The following is a 15380-nucleotide window of genomic DNA, read 5'->3' on the forward strand; positions in this document are numbered from 1 at the left end:
CCGGGGCAGCCGGAAGGGCCCGGCGGTCCGCACACACCGCCGGGCCCGGGAGGTGCGGCCTCAGAGGGTGAGGACGACCTTGCCGTTGGCCTGCCGCCGGCGCAGCGCGTCGAGGGCCGGCTGGGGGTCGTTCCAGGAGCCGACCGCCGCGACCTCGGGTGTGAGCCGCCCCCGCGCCACCAGCCTTACCAGCGAGGCGAGGTCACGGCCGACGTCGCGCCGGGTCACCTCGTCGAAGAGGTGGAGGTAGGCGATCCGCAGTCCGGGGCGCGCATGGCCCCAGTCCAGCGGCAGCCGCAGCTCCTCGCGCACGGTGTTGCCGTAGCAGACGACCGTGCCGCCCGGCCGTACGCGGCCGAAGGCGCCGGTGAGCACCTGGCCGCCGACGCTGTCGACGAGGACGTCCACCACACCATCGGTGGCCCCCTCCTCGTACGTCTCGACGGTGTGCGCGCCCAGCGCCCGCAGGCCCTCCGCGCGGCCCGGGGAGCCGACCTGGGCGGTCACCTCGGCGCCGGCCGCGGCGGCGAGCTGCACCAGCATCCGGCCCACTCCCCCGCCCGCGCCGGTGACCAGCACGGACCTGCCGAGCAGCGGACCGGCGTACTCAAGGGCGTACAGCGCGGTCAGTCCGGCCACCGGCAGGGCGGCGGCGGCGGGCCAGTCCAGATCCGCGGGCACGGGGGCCAGCCGGGAGGGCGTCAGGGCTATCCGCTCGGCCCAGCCGTCGCGTTCGGCGAGCGCGGTGACCCGGGTGCCGGCGGCCGGTCCGCTGCCGTCGGCGGCGGCGCGCAGGACCGTGCCCGCCACGTCCCAGCCGAGCCGGGAGCCGGGCGGGAGCTGTCCCATCAGGGCGAGCTCACCGCGGTTGACGGCGATGGCGCGCACCTCCACGAGGGCCTGGTCGGGGCGTGGTTCGGGCTCGGCGACCGAGTCGAGGCGCAGGGCGGGGTCACCGCAGACGAGTGCCTTCACGAGGCCCCCGCCCACTTCGCTCGGGTCCATGGGGACATGAGTGCCGTTCTCCTTCGGTGAGAGGGGATCGCTGCCGGGATGCCGTAGAGGATGGGGGTACGAGGTCGTGGCGGGGGCACCCGCGGGTCACCACCTCAGTCCGCCGTTGACCTCCAGGACATGGCCGTTGACGTAGTCGGAGCCGTCGTCGGCGAGGAAGAGCGCGGCGTCGGCGACCTCGTCGGCCCGTCCGGCGCGCCCGGCCGCGATCTTGCCGCGGTAGTAGTCCCAGACGGCTTCGTTGCGGGCGAGCTGGCGCCCCATGCCCTCGTCGATGAAGCCCGGGCTCAGGCAGTTCACCGTGATGGGTTTGCCCGCCAGCTCGACGGCGACGACGCGGGTGAGCATCTCGATCCCCGCCTTCGACGCCGCGTACGCCGACGAGCCCGGGGCCACCCGGGTCGCCAGCGCCGACGACAGGGTGATGACGCGGCCCCCGCCGTCGCGCACCAGGTACGGAAGCGCCGAACGCACGGACAGGAACGTACCGTTGAGGTTGGTGGAGATGACGTCCGTCCAGTGCGCGGCGTCCAGCCCCTCGGCGGGACCGGCCCGGCTGACGCCCGCGCCGGCCACCAGGACGTCGAGGCGGCCGTACGCCTCGTAGGTGCCGCGCATCAGCGCCTCCACCGAGTCCGGGTCGCGGACGTCGACGGGGTGGTAGGCGAGGTCGCCCTCGCCCACCGGCGGCAGTTCGCGCCCCTCGTCGGGCTCGCGGGCGGCGCAGACGACGCGGCACCCTTCCTTGGCGTATGCCTGGGCGATCGCATACCCCAGGCCTTTGGTGCCACCGGTGACGATGGCGACCTTCCCTGCGAGTCGCACGTGTGCCTCCTCGGGGATCGTGTCGACGGGCTCCGACGGTACGGAATCCCGAGGGAGGCTGACTGAACTCCCGATGGGGGGCCGCGATGGCGCGAGTTGACGGATCCTGAACTCTCCTGGGAGAGCCTGGCGGGCCCCGGGGATAGTCTCGCTGAACAACGGGGCCGCCGGTTGCCGACGGTTTCGCCAAGCCGGAAGAACCAACGAGAGGTCGTCATGGAATTCTCGGTGCTCGGTTCGCTGCGCGTGCGGGAAAACGGTCAGGATTACGCCCCCACGGCACCCAAGCAGCGTCAGCTCCTCGCGCTGCTCGTCTTCAACGCCAATCAGGTCGTCACGGTCGGCACATGTATCGAGGAACTATGGGGAGAAAGCCCTCCGGATACCGGGCTTTCCACGCTCCAGTCGTACGTCCTCCAGCTCAGGCGCATCCTGAAGCGTGTGCCGCGTATCGGCAGCCTCAAGGCGGCGCGTGAATTGCTGCAGACCCGGGACGGCGGATATCTGCTCACCGTGCATCCCGGCGGACTCGACGTGGAGCGCTTTCACGAACTGGTACGCGAGGGCCGGTCCGAACTCGGCAGAAACGATGCCGTGGCCTCCGAACTGCTTTCCGCCGCACTGGGTCTGTGGCAGGGTTCGGCGCTCTCCGACGTCCAGGCCGGATCCGTATTGCGTATTCATCTGGCGGGTCTGGAGGAAACACGGATCAGCGTCCAGGAACAACGTATCGACGCGGATCTCCGGCTCGGCAGGCACCATGACCTTCTGGGTGAACTGAGCGCCCTGTGCGCGCTCTATCCGACGCACGAGAACCTGCACGCCCAGTTCATGCTGGCGCTGAGCCGTTCCGGCCGGCGCACCCAGGCGCTGGAGGTCGTCCAGCGCCTGCGCAGGATGCTCGGCGACGAGCTGGGGCTCGAACCGTCCCCCCGGATGAACCGCCTCCATCAGGCGGTGCTGGCCTGCGATCCGGTGATCGACGCCCCCAGCGAGACCGTCCCGCTGCTCTCGCTCGACCTGCTGGCCCACAGCGGAGCCCGCTCGGCCTGACTCCCGCCACAAACGCCCGGCCGCGAAGACCCCATGGTCTTCGCGGCCGGGCGTTTCGACGTCCGCGCCGGGTGTTGCCCCCCCGACGGGTACGGCCCGGGGCCGCGCGCCGCGGTCCGCGGCCGGCAGCGATGGTGAAACCTCCACCGGCCCTCCTTCGCGGTGTGTCCTGTGTGGCCGGACCACACCTCCCCCGCGCCCAACCAGCACTGTGACACCGCCCCTCACCAGGGACTTCACCGCACGGAAGGAGCCGGCCGGCCGGTCCTTTACCGGGCCGTGCCGTTTCCCGTGGTGTCCGCCACCACCTCGGAACGCCACGTGTGACATGTGTCTCCGGCAGGAAGCGGAGGCCACGAGATTGGAAGCGGCGGAAGGGGGGTCACCCCCCGTCCAGGGGTGGTCAGAGGGTGTCCCCTCACCCTTGGCACGCGAGCGCGCCAAGAGCATCGTTGGAGCCGGAATCAAGTGGTTCGCCGCACCGCGCGGACCTTCCTCCCACTCATTCCAAAGTCCACGGGGGACTCGATGAATGCCGCTGCACAGACACTGGAGAACTGTCCGCCGGACGACGACTGCCACCAACGCGCCGCACCCGCGGGCTGGGACGAGCGGGTGCTCACCGAGGTGAGCACCGTACTGTTCGCCTCCCTGCGCCGCAGCGACCAACGGCTGCGGGGCCTCGCGTATCTGCGCGGTCTCCTCGGAGCCGAGGGACGCCGCTCCATCCGCAACATGGCGGCCCTGCTGGGTGGTTCGGCCACCGAGCAGAGCCTGCACCACTTCGTGAGCGACTCGACCTGGGACTGGGTCCCGGTGCGGCGCTCCCTGGCCCGCCACATCACCCGCCTGGACCCGCCGTTGGCGTACGTGGTGCGACCCATGGTCATCCCGAAGACCGGGGAGAACTCCGTCGGGGTGGACCGCCAGTTCGTCTCCGAGCTGGGCCAGCTCGTCAACGCCCAGCAGGCGGTGGGGGTGTGGTCCGCCAACGAGCGCATGAGCGTGCCCCTCAACTGGCGGCTGCACCTGTCGTCCTCCTGGCTCGACGACCGTATCCGGCGCCGCCAGGCGTCCATCCCCGACGACCTGGGCGACCGCACCCTGGGCGACTGGGCGGTGGAGGCGGCCGTGGAGACGGCGAGCGACTGGGGGCTGCCGCGGCGCCCGGTCGTGCTGGACGCCCGGCACATGGACCTGGCCTCCACCGTCGCCGCGTTCCGGGCCGCGGGCGTGCCCTTCCTCGCCCGGGTCGGCGGAGCGGTCCGGCTCACCGTGACCGACCCGGCGCCGCACGGGCGCACCCCGGAGCTCCGGCAGGCCGTGCAGATCATGACCGCCGCCCGGGACCGGATGCGCCCGGCCCCGCTGCCGGGACGCGACCTCGGGAGCGGGGGGCCGACACACCTCACCACCAAGATCCGCGTCCGTCCCTCCCCCGCCGTCCAGCAGGTGGCGGGGCCCGGCGAACTGGTCCTCCTGGGCGTGGCGGAGGGCCGTCGGCAGGGTCCCGTGGAGTTGTGGCTCACCGATATGACGGAGACCCGGCTGCCCACCCTGATGCGGCTGACCCGGCTCGTCCGGCGCGCCGACCACGACTTCCGCGAGACCACCGACCGTCTGGGCATCCGGGACTTCACCGGCCGCTCGTACGCGGGCTGGCACCGCCATGTGACGCTGGCGTCGGCGGCGCACGCGGTGTCGGTGCTGGACGGGGACGAGCCGGGGCCGAGGGAGGCGGAGCGGGGGCGTCAGGACTGACCGGCCGTCGGCCCGTGGCGTGACCGGCTCCTCAGTGGCGCAGCAGGGCGCACGCGAAGTCCTCCTGGACCTTGCGCAGGTGGTTCAGGAGGGCGGGCTTGAGGCTCTTGCTGGTCTGGGTGGTGATCGAGAAGGTGAGGGACTTTTTGCCGTCCGGTGTCGCGGCGGCCAGCTGGGTGTATCCGGCGGTGTTGCCGGTGTGGCCGTAGAGCACACCGCAGCGGGTGGCGTAACGGAACAGGGCGAGTCCGGCCGAGTTGACGCCCGGGCCCGCCGGTTCGGAGGCGGCGCCGGGCAGGAACCTCAGCTGCTCCTTGCGGGTGTGCGCGGAGAAGAGGCCGCCTCCGGCGTAGCCGCGGATGAAGCGGCCGAGGTCCTTCGGGGTGGACACGACGGCGCCGGACGCCCAGACGCCCGAGGTGTCGAAGAGTTCGGTGACGTCCTCGGGCGGGGCGGGCGGGTCGACCGCGTAGCCGTGCAGGGCGGGGCGGGGCAGCCGGTGGCCGTGGGGCAGGCTGGTGTGCTCCAGGCCCAGCGGCCGGTACACGAGGCGCTTGAGCAGGTCCTCGTAGCGGCGGCCCGTCGCCGCCTCGGCCAGGAGGGCGACGGCGATGTTGTCGGAGTTGGAGTACTGGTAGCGGGTGCCCGGCCGGAAGGCGAGCGGCTCCCCGGCGGCGAACTCCAGCAGTCGGCGCGAGTCGAAGACGTGGTGGGGGTCCTCGGTCAGGATCGCCCGGAAGTCGGGCGAGGCGGTGAAGTCGGGGAGTCCGCTGGTGTGGTGGAGCAGTTGGCGCAGGGTGACCCGGTGCCAGGCGGCGGGCAGCTCCGGCAGGCGGCTGCCGAGGGTGGTCTCCAGGGTGAGCCGGCCCTGGTCGACGAGGCGCAGAGCCACGGCCCCGCTGAACGCCTTGGCGATGCTGGCGATCCGCATGTGGTCGGTGGGGCGGGGCGGCTGCCCGGTGCGGACGTCCGCGACCCCGGCCCGGTAGACCTCGGTCCGGTCGCCCCGGGTGAGGACCGCGATGACTCCGGGCGGTCCGCCGGACGCGCCCACGAGCCGGTCCAGGTCCCGTTGGAGCGTACGGTCGTGCGGGGCGGGAGGTGTCTGCGCGGCCTGGGCGGGCCGGACGAGCGCGCCGGCCGACGCGGCGGCGAGGAGAGCGGCTACGGCCAGCGGCAGCCGGGCGCGGCGTCCGGGCGGGTGTGCGACCACGTGGGTACCTCCTGAAGGCATGGCGGCGGCCGGGTCCGGCTCGCCCGTCCCCCCTGACCCAGCATCAGACGCCGGACCGCCGCACGCCTTCGCGCTGCTCCATCCGGCCCAGGGCCGCCCACGCCCGGCATCCCCGGGCCCGAGCGGAGACCTCCCGGGGCCGGCTCAGGACCCGGCGGGCTCCTGCGCCGCCGCGTCCAGCGCCTCGCGCGCCGCGTCGAGTGCGGCGGCCCGGTCGGCGGGCACCAGGCCGACACGGGTGCGCCGGTCCAGCAGGTCGGACGCGTCGAGCGCGCCCTCGTGCCGGACCGCCCACCACAGTTCGGCCCGGGTGGTCTCCACACCCTCGGCCACCGGCTCCCGCATCCGGGGGTCGGCCTCGCCGAGCGCGTGCAGGGCGGTGGCCTCGGTGCCGTACCGGGCCAGCAGCCCGCGCGGTACGGGCAGGGCGGCGAGCTCGGCGGGAGCCGCGGCGCCGACCAGGGGCAGCCGTGCGGTGCGGCAGGGCGCGGCCTCCATGCCCCGGGCGGCCAGGGCGGCGTCGAGGGCGTCCTGGGCCATGCGCCGGTAGGTGGTCAGCTTGCCGCCGACGATGGTGACGACGCCCTCGCCCGACGTCAGCACCGCGTGCCGCCGCGAGATGTCGGAGGTGCGGCCGCCCGTCGTGTCGCCCGGGGCGTCGTCGAGGAGCGGTCGCAACCCGGCGAAGGCGCCCACTACGTCGTCGCGGTGGACGGGGGTGTCCAGGGCGGTGTTGAGGATGTCGAGCAGGAAGCCGATGTCGGACTCGGGGGGTGTGGGTTCGTCTTCGAGCGGTCCGTCGACCGGCTCGTCGGTGAGCCCCACGTACACCCGGCCGTCGCCCTGCGGCAGCACCAGCACGAAACGGCTGCTCTCGCCGGGGACGGGGATGTGCAGTCCGGCGGTCAGTCCGGGCAGGGTGGTGCCGCGCAGGACCAGGTGGGTGCCGCGCGAGGGGCGCAGTTTCACGCCGTCGACCAGGTGGTCCGCCCAGACACCGGTGGCGTTGACGACGGCCCGGGCCCGGATGGTCAGCTCCTGCCCGGTCAGTTCGTCGCGGACCAGGGCGCCCGAGCCGCTGACGGACAGGGCGCGGGTGCGGGTGAGGATGCGCGCGCCGTGGCCCGCGGCCGTGCGGGCGATGGCGGTCACCAGCCGGGCGTCGTCGGCCAGTTGGCCGTCCCAGGAGAGCAGCCCTCCGTACAGGCCGTGCGGGCGCAGTCCTGGCGCGGTGCGCAGGGTCTCGACGGCCGAGAGGCGGCGCGGGCCGGGCAGGGTGCGCCGCGCGGTGCCCGCCGAGACGCGCAGCAGGTCACCGGCGCGCAGCCCGGCCTGGGCGAGCGCCGCGTTGCGCCGCGAGGTCAGCGAGGTGAGCGGCAGCACGAACGGCTGCGCGCGCACCAGGTGGGGGGCGGTGCGCTCCATCAGCACCCCGCGCTCCACCGCGCTCTCGTGGGCGACGCCGAGCTGTCCGGAGGCGAGGTAGCGCAGTCCGCCGTGGATGAGTTTGGAGCTCCAGCGGGAGGTGCCGAACGCCAGGTCGTACGCGTCGATCGCGGCGACCGACAGACCGCGCGAGGCGGCGTCGAGAGCGGCTCCGGCGCCGGTCGCGCCGAGGCCGATGACCAGGACGTCGACGGTCGTCCCGGCGGCGAGACGGTCGAGGTCGCGGGAGCGGCGGGCGGCGGTGAGGGAGAAGGAGTCCGAGCGGGGTTCGGTACGGCTCATGGGGCGAGGGTCCTCTCGAGGATGTGCCGGAGCTCGTCGTAGAACGCTTCGTCGGCGAGGTCGGGGTCCGCCGCGTCGGTCATGGTCTGGAGCGAGAGCGCGAAGGACTGCATCACCAGAAAGAGCGACCGGGCCTGGCGCAGCGGATGGTCCGCGCGGACGGATCCGTCGGCGTGCCCCTGTTCGAGCGCCTCCTGGACGAAGGCGAGCAGCGCGTCCTGGCTGGCGCCGCGCCGGTCGAAGAGGTACGGCAGCAGCAGTTCCGGGTCGACGTCGAGGATCTTGCGGAGCAGGGGGTGCTCCCGGAAGGCGCGCAGCCCCGTCACGAGCCCCTCGACCAGCTGCTCCCGCACGGGGCGGGTGGTGTCGGTGCGCGGGGCGTCCCCGAGGGTGACCGACACCCACTCCCGTGTCATGACGTCGCCCACCAGGGTGCGCACATCGGGCCAGCGCCGGTACAGGGTCATCCGGGAGACCCCGGCCCGGCGTGCGACGTCGGTGAGGGTCGTCCGGCGGACGCCGACGGCGAGCACGCAGTCCCGGGCGGCGTCGAGCACCGCCTCGTCGTCCCGACGGTTGTGACGAATGGGCTTCATCTGTCACAGTGTAACGACGGAACGGGCGACGGCAAGCCGCCCCCCACGCCGTGGGACCGGAACAACTGCGCGACGAAGCGGGTGATCAGGTGGGTTCGGTGGACATGCTGTGGAGCGGCTGGGGCGATCCGGCCAAGGCGGCGCCCCTGCCCGAGGACGTGACGGGTCTGCTGCGGGACCTGCTGGGCGTACGCCCGGCCGAGGCCCCGGCGAAGGAGCTGGCGGCCGTCGCCCCCGGCCCCTCCCGGCTGACCGACGCGGCCAGGGCCGCTCTCCACGCGGCGGTCGGCGAGGCGCACGTCCGCGGCGACGACGAGACGCGGGTGCGCCACACCCGCGGCAAGTCCACCCCCGACCTGCTGCGCATCCGCTCCGGCGAGGTCACCGACGCACCCGACGCCGTGGTGCTTCCCGCGGACCACGACGAGGTCCTGGCCGCCCTCGCGGCCTGCACCGAGCACCGCGTGGCCGTCGTCCCCTTCGGCGGCGGCACCTCCGTCGTGGGCGGACTGGCCCCCCGGGCCCCCGGCGGCGACGGTGGACACACCGCGTTCGTCGCGCTCGACCTGCGCCGCATGAACCGCCTGCTCGATCTCGACGAGGTCTCGCGCACCGCCACCCTCCAACCCGGCCTGCGCGGCCCCGAGGTGGAGGCGCTGCTCGCCGAACGGGGCTACACGCTCGGCCACTTCCCCCAGTCCTTCGAGTGGGCGACGGTCGGCGGGTTCGCGGCCGCCCGCTCCAGCGGCCAGGCCTCGGCAGGCTTCGGGCGCTTCGACGACATGGTGACGGCTCTCCAGGTGGCCACCCCGCGCGGCACCCTGGACCTCGGCCGGGCCCCGCGCTCGGCGGCCGGACCGGATCTGCGCCAGCTCGTCCTCGGCTCCGAGGGGGCGTTCGGCGTCATCACCTCGGTGACCGTACGGATCCACCCCACGGCCGCGACGAAAATCTACGAGGGCTGGCGCTTCGCGTCCTTCGCCGAGGGCCGGGCCGCCCTGCGCACCCTCGCCCAGGACGGACCGCTGCCCACCGTGCTGCGGCTCTCCGACGAGACCGAGACCATGATCGGCCTGGCCAAGCCGGACGCCATCGGCGGCGGCCTCTCCTCCGACGCCGGCTGCCTGGCGATCGTCGGGTACGAGGGCACCGCCGAGGAGGTCGCCCACCGCAGGACGCGCGTGCACGCGGCCCTGGGCGCGGCGCGGGGCGAACCGCTCGGCGAGGACCCCGGCACCGGCTGGGCCCACGGCCGCTACAACGCGCCCTATCTGCGTGACGCGCTCCTGGACGCGGGCGCGTTCGCCGAGACGCTGGAGACTGCCGCGTTCTGGTCGGACATCCCGGCCCTCTACGAGGCCGTGCGCACCGCCCTGACCACCACCCTCACCGAGGCGGGCACCCCGCCGCTGGTGATGTGCCACGTCTCGCACGTCTACCCGGCGGGCGCCTCCCTGTACTTCACGGTGGTCAGCGCCCAGGGCGAGGACGCGGTGGCGCACTGGGCCCCGGCCAAGCGGGCCGCCAACGACGCCATCCTCGCCGCGGGCGGCACCATCAGCCACCACCACGGCGTCGGCACCGACCACCGCGACTGGTACGCGCGGGAGATCGGCCCGCTCGGCGTCGAGGTGCTGCACGCGGTCAAGGACCGGCTCGACCCGGCCGGCATCCTCAACCCCGGCATCCTCCTGCCGCCGCTGCCCGCCCGCTGAGGCGCGCGGCCTCCCACTCCCCCGCCCGCAAGCACACCGTCGTCGCCCATCGGAGCGTAGCCATGCGACAGTTCACGGCCGTCGTCAACCCCACCGCGGGCGGGTCGCAGGGCGCCGCCGCCCTGATCCCGCTGGCCCGGCTGCTGCGCGAAGGAGGAGCCGGGCTGGAGGTCGAGTACAGCCGCGGCCTCGACCACGCGCGCACCCTCGCCCGCCGGGCCGCCGAGCAGGGCCGGGTGGTGCTCGGGGTCGGCGGCGACGGCATGGCGGGATGCGTGGCGGGGGCCCTGGCCGGAACGGACGCCCTGGTGGGCATCGTGCCGGCCGGGCGCGGCAACGACTTCGCCCGCGCCCTCGGACTGCCCTCCGAGCCCGCCGCGCTGGCCGGGATCCTGCTGCGCGGCGAGCCGAGGAAGGTCGACGCCATCGAGGTCGAGTCGGCCGCGCACGACAGGATCGCCGTCCTCGGCAGCGTCTACGCCGGGGTCGACGCGGTGGCCAACCGCCACGCCAACGCCTCGCGGCTGCTGCGCGGCGCCGCCTCGTACTACATGGGCGGACTTCGCGCGGTGGCCGGCTGGCGCACCGCCCACTACCGCGTGACCATCGACGGCACGGTCCACGAGCGCAGCGGCTACACCGTCGTCGCCGCCAACTCCGGGTACTACGGTTTCGGCCGGCACATCGCGCCGGGCGCGGCCGTCGACGACGGGCTGCTGGACGTGGTCATCCTCCACGACTCGCCCCGCCGGCTGTTCTTCACCGTCATGCGGGAGCTGGAGGACGGCAGCCACGTCCGCCGCCCGCAGGTGGAGGTCCTGCGCGGGCGCGAGGTGCGCATCGAGGCGGACCGACCGCTGCCGTACGGGGCGGACGGCGAGGTCGAGGCCGTCCTGCCGGTCACCGCGCGCGTCCTGCCGGGAGCCCTCACCCTGCTCGCGTGAGGCGTGCCCGCACGCCGGGGCGTACCGTCCGCGTTACGGGGAATCCGCTCGGCATGACCACTCGAGCCGATCGGGCACAGACACGAACGGACAGGCGGGTCACGGCAGTTCGGGTCCTGATCATGCTGGTGGCGTTCGCGGCGCTGGTGGCCTTCTCCGTCGTGCTCGCCGAGCTGACCCTGACCCCCTCGCCCGCCTCACGGGACATCGCGGGAGCCAACCTGCGGCCGGGGCACTCGCTGCGCGAGTACGCCGACGACTACACCTTCCTCGCCGCCTGCCGGCAGGTCGGCGGCAACCTGCTGCTGGGCGTGCCCTTCGGGCTGATCCTGCCGGTGCTGGTGCGCCGGCGGCTGCGGGCGGTGCGCGTCCTGCTGTACACGGTCGCCGTGATGGTCTTCGTCGAGCTGGTGCAGGGGGCGCTCGTCGAGGGGCGCGCCTTCGACGTGGACGACGTCATCCTCAACACCACCGGGGCGCTGCTCGGCTATCTGCTGCTGGGCCGCCGGATGGGGCGCGGCTTCCACCACCTCGGGGAGCCGCGGCAGGAGGACGAGAAGCCGGTCCGCACGCGCCGCCCGTGGCACTTCGGCGAGCGGCGGGCCGCGGCACCGCGCCGTTGAGCGGCGCGGCCCCGTACGGGCGCGCGGCCCGTCCGCCCCGTGTCCGTTCGGGGCCGCTCCCCGGGGCCGTCACCCGTTCCGCCCTTCCGCGTGCCCGACGCGCGGCCCTGTCACTACGATCCGATAGGGGCTGGTTCGTCCCGGGAGGACACCGGCCCGGCCGCGGACTCCCCCGCCCGTACGGCCGGATCCGCGAGAGGCAGGCACGCACCCATGCTCAGTACCGACTTCGTCACCGGCGCACCCAACTGGCTCGACCTGGGCAGCCCCGACACAGCCGCCTCCGCCGATTTCTACAGCGGTGTCTTCCGTTGGGACTTCCAGTCGGCCGGCCCCGACGCCGGCGGCTACGGCTTCTTCCAGAAGGGCGGCAGAACCGTCGCCGCGCTGGGCCCGCTCACCGAGGAGGGCGCGCAGCCGGCCTGGACGGTGTACTTCCTGACCCCGGACGCGGACGCCACCGCGAAGGCGGTCGAGCAGGCCGGCGGGACGGTACGGGCGGAGCCCTTCGACGTCATGGACGTGGGCCGGATGGCGTGCCTGACCGACCCGGGCGGCGCCGAGTTCTCCGTCTGGCAGCCCGCCGCCACCCGGGGCCTGGAGCAGACGTCCCAGGAGGACGCGCTGTGCTGGGCCGAGCTGCACGCCAGGGACGTACCGGCCGCGCTCTCCTTCTACCGCTCGCTGTTCGGCTGGCGCTCCCAGGAGATGGAGGCGCCGGGCATGACCTACACCGTGCTCTCCACCGCCGAGGGCGACCAGCAGGACGCCACGTTCGGCGGCGTCGCCACGGCCCAGGAGGGCATGGAGCCGCGGTGGATCCCGTACTTCGCGGTGGCCGACGCGGATGCCACCACCGGCCGGGCGCGGGAGCGCGGCGGCTCGGTGCTCATGCCCCCGGCCGACGTGCCGGGCGTCGGGCGGATCGCCTGGCTGTCCGACCCCCACGGCGCGCCCTTCGCCATCCTCAAGCCCGCTCCCCAGCACGGCTGACTCCGCCCCCGGTCCTCACATCGGGTACGAGAGCAGCCGCACCGGGCCGTCGGGCCAGGGCTCGTCGTCGTGCAGCGGTGTCCACATGGTCCGCAGGGGCATGACGACGGGTCCCACGGGCTGCTCCACCTCGACGGGCCGGTCCAGGGCGCGCCAGCCAAGGCGTTCGTAGAAGGCGGCGAGCGGCGGCCGGCAGAACAGGAGCGCGTGCCGCGGCCCCCTGGTGCGCGCGTGGTCCAGCGCCGCGCCCACGACCAGCCGCGCCAGGCCGTGTCCGCGCAGACCGGGGGCGACCGCCACCCCGCCGACGCCCATCACCGGTGTGGTGGCACCGCCGATCGACATCCGCAGCGGCAGCAGTCCCGCGTGCGCCACCAGGCGGCCCTCGTGGCGTATGCCGAAGTGGTCCTCCTTGGGCAGCCAGGTCAGGCCGGTGTGAGCGACCCCGAACGGGTCGGCGCCGTCACCCAGGATCTCGCGCTGGTCCGCCGGGGTGTAACCAGCCAGCCGCTCCACGGCGGACGGCGAGAACAGCGGGGCGGGCGACGGGGAATGGGGGCCATCAGTCATCTCGACATGATCCACTACGGGCCGGCTCCTGGCCAGGGCCGCTCGGGACGGGCCCGGCCGCGGCCGTTCCCGCCTGCTCGGGGCGGCGCGCGCGGACCGGGGTGAACAGCGCGAGGACCGCGACGAGCAGACAGCACACCCCGGCGAGGAAGCACACCGGGCCCGTGCCGTACCGCTGCGCGGCCCAGGTGAGCACGGCCGCGCCGATGGGCGCCGCCGAGTAGTGGATGGTCCAGAAGGCCGAGGTGACCCGGCCGAGCAGATGGTCCGGGGTCACCTCCTGCCGCAGCGACATCGAGCAGGTCCCCGACACGCTCACACAGCCGAGGAATACGGCGGTCAGGGCCGCGATCCCCGCCACGCTCCCGGCCGACCCCACCGCCGCCAGGGCGAGCCCGCAGACCGCGACCCCGCCGGTCCAGGTCACACCGAAGCCGAGCCGGTGGCGGATCGGGGCGACGAACAGCGCCCCGGCGACCGTGCCCAGCGCGCCGACCGCGAAGACGGTGCCGACCGCGCCGTCGCCCTGCTCCAGATCGTGCTTGAGGTGATAGATGATCAGGTCGTTGAGGCCGAGCGTCAGGAAGCTGAAGACGGACAGCAGGATCGTCAGGCTGCGCAGCACCGGATGGCTCCGCAGGAACGACACCCCGGCGGCCAGCTCCTTGCCGATCGGCTCGCGCCGCCGCTCCCGCACCCCCGCGTCGCCGGACCCGGCGCGCCCGGTGAACCGTACGAAGGTCAGGCAGGCGGCCGACACCCCGAAGCTCGCCGCGTCCACCGCGACGGCCGCCGCCGGGCCCAGCCAGGCCGCCACGACCCCCGCGAGCAGCGGCCCGACGACACCGGCCGCCGCGGCCGTGGCGTTCAGCCGCCCGTTGGCCTCGGTGATGCGGTCGCCCGGTACGAGGGACCGGACGACGGTGACGTAGGTGACGGAGAAGAACATGACGACGGCCTCGGCCAGCGGGAGGACCACGTACAGGAGCCAGATCCGCGGGCCGAACGCCCAGGCCACCGGGATCAGCGCGTACAGCACCAGCCGCACCAGGTCGGACGCGATGAGCAGTTTCCTGCGGTCCAGCCGGTCGACCACGACCCCGGCGAACACCCCCGTGCCGACCGCGGCCACTCCCGCCGCGCCCGTCAGCAACCCCATCTGCGCGACGGAGCCGGTCGCGTGCAGCACCAGGAGCGGGAGCGCGACCAGGGCGAACGAGTCACCGACGACGGAGAGGGTCTGCGTGGCCCAGAAGACACCGAAGTCACGGTCACGCCACAGGGAACGCGAACGGGCCGACACGGACTCGTCACCGATGAGTTCAGGCATCCGGGGAGGGTAGTACGGGTGCGCACACCGGGTCCCCTCAATTTCCGTGCGCCCCGCAGGACTCGGGCCCCCCGTGCGGCGGCGCCACGACACCGCGGGCCGCGCGGCGCCTCACAGGTCGTGGACCGCCGTGCGGGCGGCGGAGACGAAGGCCAGGACCGACTCCCAGAACGGGTCGTAGCACTGGTCGAAGTGCGCCGCGGCGTCCGGCTCGCCCCCGATCGACGCCCCAAGTGCCCGGTGCGGAGGGCGCGTCGCGAGCCGGAGCCTCTCGGCGGCGGCGGCCACGTTGTCCGGACCCTCCAGGTTGATCACCCAGATGAAGTGGCGGAGCCTGCCGTACTCCACCCGCAGACTGGCCTGCACCTCCCGCAGCGCGGGCAGCTGTTCGGCGTGCGTGCCGCCCGACTTGTGGATGTCCGACACCGTCCAGTACAGCTCCGCCATCTTGTGCGCCTGCTCGATCAGGCTCACGTACGCCGACCGACGCGCCTCGCCGACGCGGAGGGTGCGCTGGGTCCGTTCGGCAGCGGCGGCCTGGATCTGGGCCGCGCGGGCCGTACCGCGGCTGGTGACCCAGCTGGCGAGCACCGCCGTGCCCGCGGTCAGCGACGAGATCCAGAGGGCGGAGTCGGTCACGCCCGGGACCCTTCCCCCGCGCGCTCCCCCCGATGCGCCCGCGGCCTCACGAGGCCACCCCGCCGTTGACCCACGGCTGCGCGTGCCGGGCGGTACACGCGCCCCATCCCTCCGGAACCGAGCCTTCCGACGAGCGGGAACGAGCCGATCCGTCGAGGGTCGTCCGGCGCGAGCGGCTCCGCCCCGCTGCCGCTCAGATCGACCCCACGCTCCCCGCCCACCGGCGTGCCCCCTTCACTCGTCCACCCCTGGTGCCCCACCCGTCACTCCGGGGAGATCGACACCTTCCCATGGAGGACAGGCTCGCGCAGGGAAAGGTTCCCGTGAGCAGGGAAAGGGCGCACCAGAAAAAGTG

14 protein-coding genes are annotated in these 15380 nt (G+C 74.0%); 6 read left to right on the forward strand and 8 right to left on the reverse strand.

Annotation, left to right across the window (positions count from 1 at the left end; all coding sequences use genetic code 11):
* Positions 1 to 60: 60 nt before the first annotated feature.
* The gene (locus tag ABZ404_RS00245) at positions 61 to 1005 is read right to left on the reverse strand and encodes a zinc-binding dehydrogenase (protein ID WP_358837537.1); all 945 of its coding nucleotides are present in this window, start codon (positions 1003 to 1005) and stop codon (positions 61 to 63) included.
* Positions 1006 to 1101: 96 nt separating this feature from the next.
* Positions 1102 to 1839: an SDR family NAD(P)-dependent oxidoreductase gene (locus ABZ404_RS00250; RefSeq protein WP_358837538.1), complete on the reverse strand. Its 738-nt coding sequence runs from the start codon at positions 1837 to 1839 to the stop codon at positions 1102 to 1104.
* 216 nt (positions 1840 to 2055) lie between these two features.
* Here ABZ404_RS00250 and ABZ404_RS00255 point away from each other — a divergent pair, with 216 nt between their 5' ends.
* A complete protein-coding gene (locus ABZ404_RS00255) occupies positions 2056 to 2892 on the forward strand; it encodes an AfsR/SARP family transcriptional regulator (protein ID WP_358837539.1) in 837 nt (278 codons plus the stop codon).
* A gap of 528 nt (positions 2893 to 3420) precedes the next feature.
* On the forward strand, positions 3421 to 4653 hold the full coding sequence (locus ABZ404_RS00260; RefSeq protein ID WP_358837508.1) for a transposase: 1233 nt from the start codon (positions 3421 to 3423) through the stop codon (positions 4651 to 4653).
* A 31-nt stretch (positions 4654 to 4684) separates the two neighbouring features.
* Here ABZ404_RS00260 and ABZ404_RS00265 read toward each other — a convergent pair whose 3' ends face one another.
* From ABZ404_RS00265 to ABZ404_RS00275, 3 genes are all read right to left on the reverse strand, one after another.
* Positions 4685 to 5866, reverse strand: coding sequence for a serine hydrolase domain-containing protein (locus ABZ404_RS00265; RefSeq protein ID WP_358837507.1), 1182 nt, complete (start codon positions 5864 to 5866; stop codon positions 4685 to 4687).
* A 165-nt stretch (positions 5867 to 6031) separates the two neighbouring features.
* Positions 6032 to 7615, reverse strand: coding sequence for a glycerol-3-phosphate dehydrogenase/oxidase (locus tag ABZ404_RS00270; protein WP_358989908.1), 1584 nt, complete (start codon positions 7613 to 7615; stop codon positions 6032 to 6034).
* A complete protein-coding gene (locus tag ABZ404_RS00275) occupies positions 7612 to 8211 on the reverse strand; it encodes a TetR/AcrR family transcriptional regulator (protein WP_358837692.1) in 600 nt (199 codons plus the stop codon). Before ABZ404_RS00275 ends, ABZ404_RS00270 begins: the two co-directional genes overlap by 4 nt.
* Positions 8212 to 8309: 98 nt before the next feature.
* Here ABZ404_RS00275 and ABZ404_RS00280 point away from each other — a divergent pair, with 98 nt between their 5' ends.
* From ABZ404_RS00280 to ABZ404_RS00295, 4 genes are all read left to right on the forward strand, one after another.
* Positions 8310 to 9926 carry an FAD-binding oxidoreductase gene (locus tag ABZ404_RS00280; RefSeq protein ID WP_358837693.1) on the forward strand — a complete coding sequence of 539 codons (1617 nt, stop codon included), beginning with the start codon at positions 8310 to 8312 and terminating at the stop codon, positions 9924 to 9926.
* 62 nt (positions 9927 to 9988) lie between these two features.
* Positions 9989 to 10870 carry a diacylglycerol kinase family protein gene (locus ABZ404_RS00285; protein ID WP_358989911.1) on the forward strand — a complete coding sequence of 294 codons (882 nt, stop codon included), beginning with the start codon at positions 9989 to 9991 and terminating at the stop codon, positions 10868 to 10870.
* A 122-nt stretch (positions 10871 to 10992) separates the two neighbouring features.
* Entirely contained in the window at positions 10993 to 11493 is a 501-nt protein-coding gene (locus tag ABZ404_RS00290) for a VanZ family protein (protein ID WP_358989914.1), read from the forward strand.
* Between the two features lie 213 nt (positions 11494 to 11706).
* Complete coding sequence (locus ABZ404_RS00295; RefSeq protein WP_358836856.1) at positions 11707 to 12486, forward strand: VOC family protein; 780 nt, start codon at positions 11707 to 11709, stop codon at positions 12484 to 12486.
* A gap of 15 nt (positions 12487 to 12501) precedes the next feature.
* Here the strand turns inward: ABZ404_RS00295 and ABZ404_RS00300 are convergent, their stop codons facing one another.
* The 3 genes from ABZ404_RS00300 to ABZ404_RS00310 all read right to left on the reverse strand — a co-directional run bounded on the left by ABZ404_RS00300 (position 12502) and on the right by ABZ404_RS00310 (position 15025).
* Positions 12502 to 13056, reverse strand: a complete 555-nt coding sequence (locus ABZ404_RS00300) for a GNAT family N-acetyltransferase (RefSeq protein ID WP_358836857.1) — start codon at positions 13054 to 13056, stop codon at positions 12502 to 12504.
* Positions 13049 to 14386, reverse strand: a complete 1338-nt coding sequence (locus tag ABZ404_RS00305) for an MFS transporter (RefSeq protein ID WP_358989917.1) — start codon at positions 14384 to 14386, stop codon at positions 13049 to 13051. The genes ABZ404_RS00300 and ABZ404_RS00305 overlap by 8 nt, the downstream gene beginning before the upstream one ends.
* 111 nt (positions 14387 to 14497) lie before the next feature.
* Positions 14498 to 15025, reverse strand: coding sequence for a hypothetical protein (locus tag ABZ404_RS00310; protein ID WP_358831628.1), 528 nt, complete (start codon positions 15023 to 15025; stop codon positions 14498 to 14500).
* Positions 15026 to 15380: the final 355 nt, after the last annotated feature.

Source organism: Streptomyces sp. NPDC005878 (genome assembly GCF_040629815.1).
In the GTDB taxonomy this organism is placed as follows: Bacteria; Actinomycetota; Actinomycetes; order Streptomycetales; family Streptomycetaceae; genus Streptomyces.

What these genes read in the sequence shown, in the direction of transcription:
- ABZ404_RS00260 (WP_358837508.1), top strand. Translation starts at nt 3,421, where the DNA reads ATGAATGCCGCTGCACAGACACTGGAGAACTGTCCGCCGGACGACGAC.
- ABZ404_RS00245 (WP_358837537.1), bottom strand. Translation starts at nt 1,005, where the DNA reads ATGGACCCGAGCGAAGTGGGCGGGGGCCTCGTGAAGGCACTCGTCTGC.
- ABZ404_RS00295 (WP_358836856.1), top strand. Translation starts at nt 11,707, where the DNA reads ATGCTCAGTACCGACTTCGTCACCGGCGCACCCAACTGGCTCGACCTG.
- ABZ404_RS00290 (WP_358989914.1), top strand. Translation starts at nt 10,993, where the DNA reads ATGCTGGTGGCGTTCGCGGCGCTGGTGGCCTTCTCCGTCGTGCTCGCC.
- ABZ404_RS00270 (WP_358989908.1), bottom strand. Translation starts at nt 7,615, where the DNA reads ATGAGCCGTACCGAACCCCGCTCGGACTCCTTCTCCCTCACCGCCGCC.
- ABZ404_RS00300 (WP_358836857.1), bottom strand. Translation starts at nt 13,056, where the DNA reads ATGACTGATGGCCCCCATTCCCCGTCGCCCGCCCCGCTGTTCTCGCCG.
- ABZ404_RS00275 (WP_358837692.1), bottom strand. Translation starts at nt 8,211, where the DNA reads ATGAAGCCCATTCGTCACAACCGTCGGGACGACGAGGCGGTGCTCGAC.
- ABZ404_RS00305 (WP_358989917.1), bottom strand. Translation starts at nt 14,386, where the DNA reads ATGCCTGAACTCATCGGTGACGAGTCCGTGTCGGCCCGTTCGCGTTCC.
- ABZ404_RS00285 (WP_358989911.1), top strand. Translation starts at nt 9,989, where the DNA reads ATGCGACAGTTCACGGCCGTCGTCAACCCCACCGCGGGCGGGTCGCAG.
- ABZ404_RS00255 (WP_358837539.1), top strand. Translation starts at nt 2,056, where the DNA reads ATGGAATTCTCGGTGCTCGGTTCGCTGCGCGTGCGGGAAAACGGTCAG.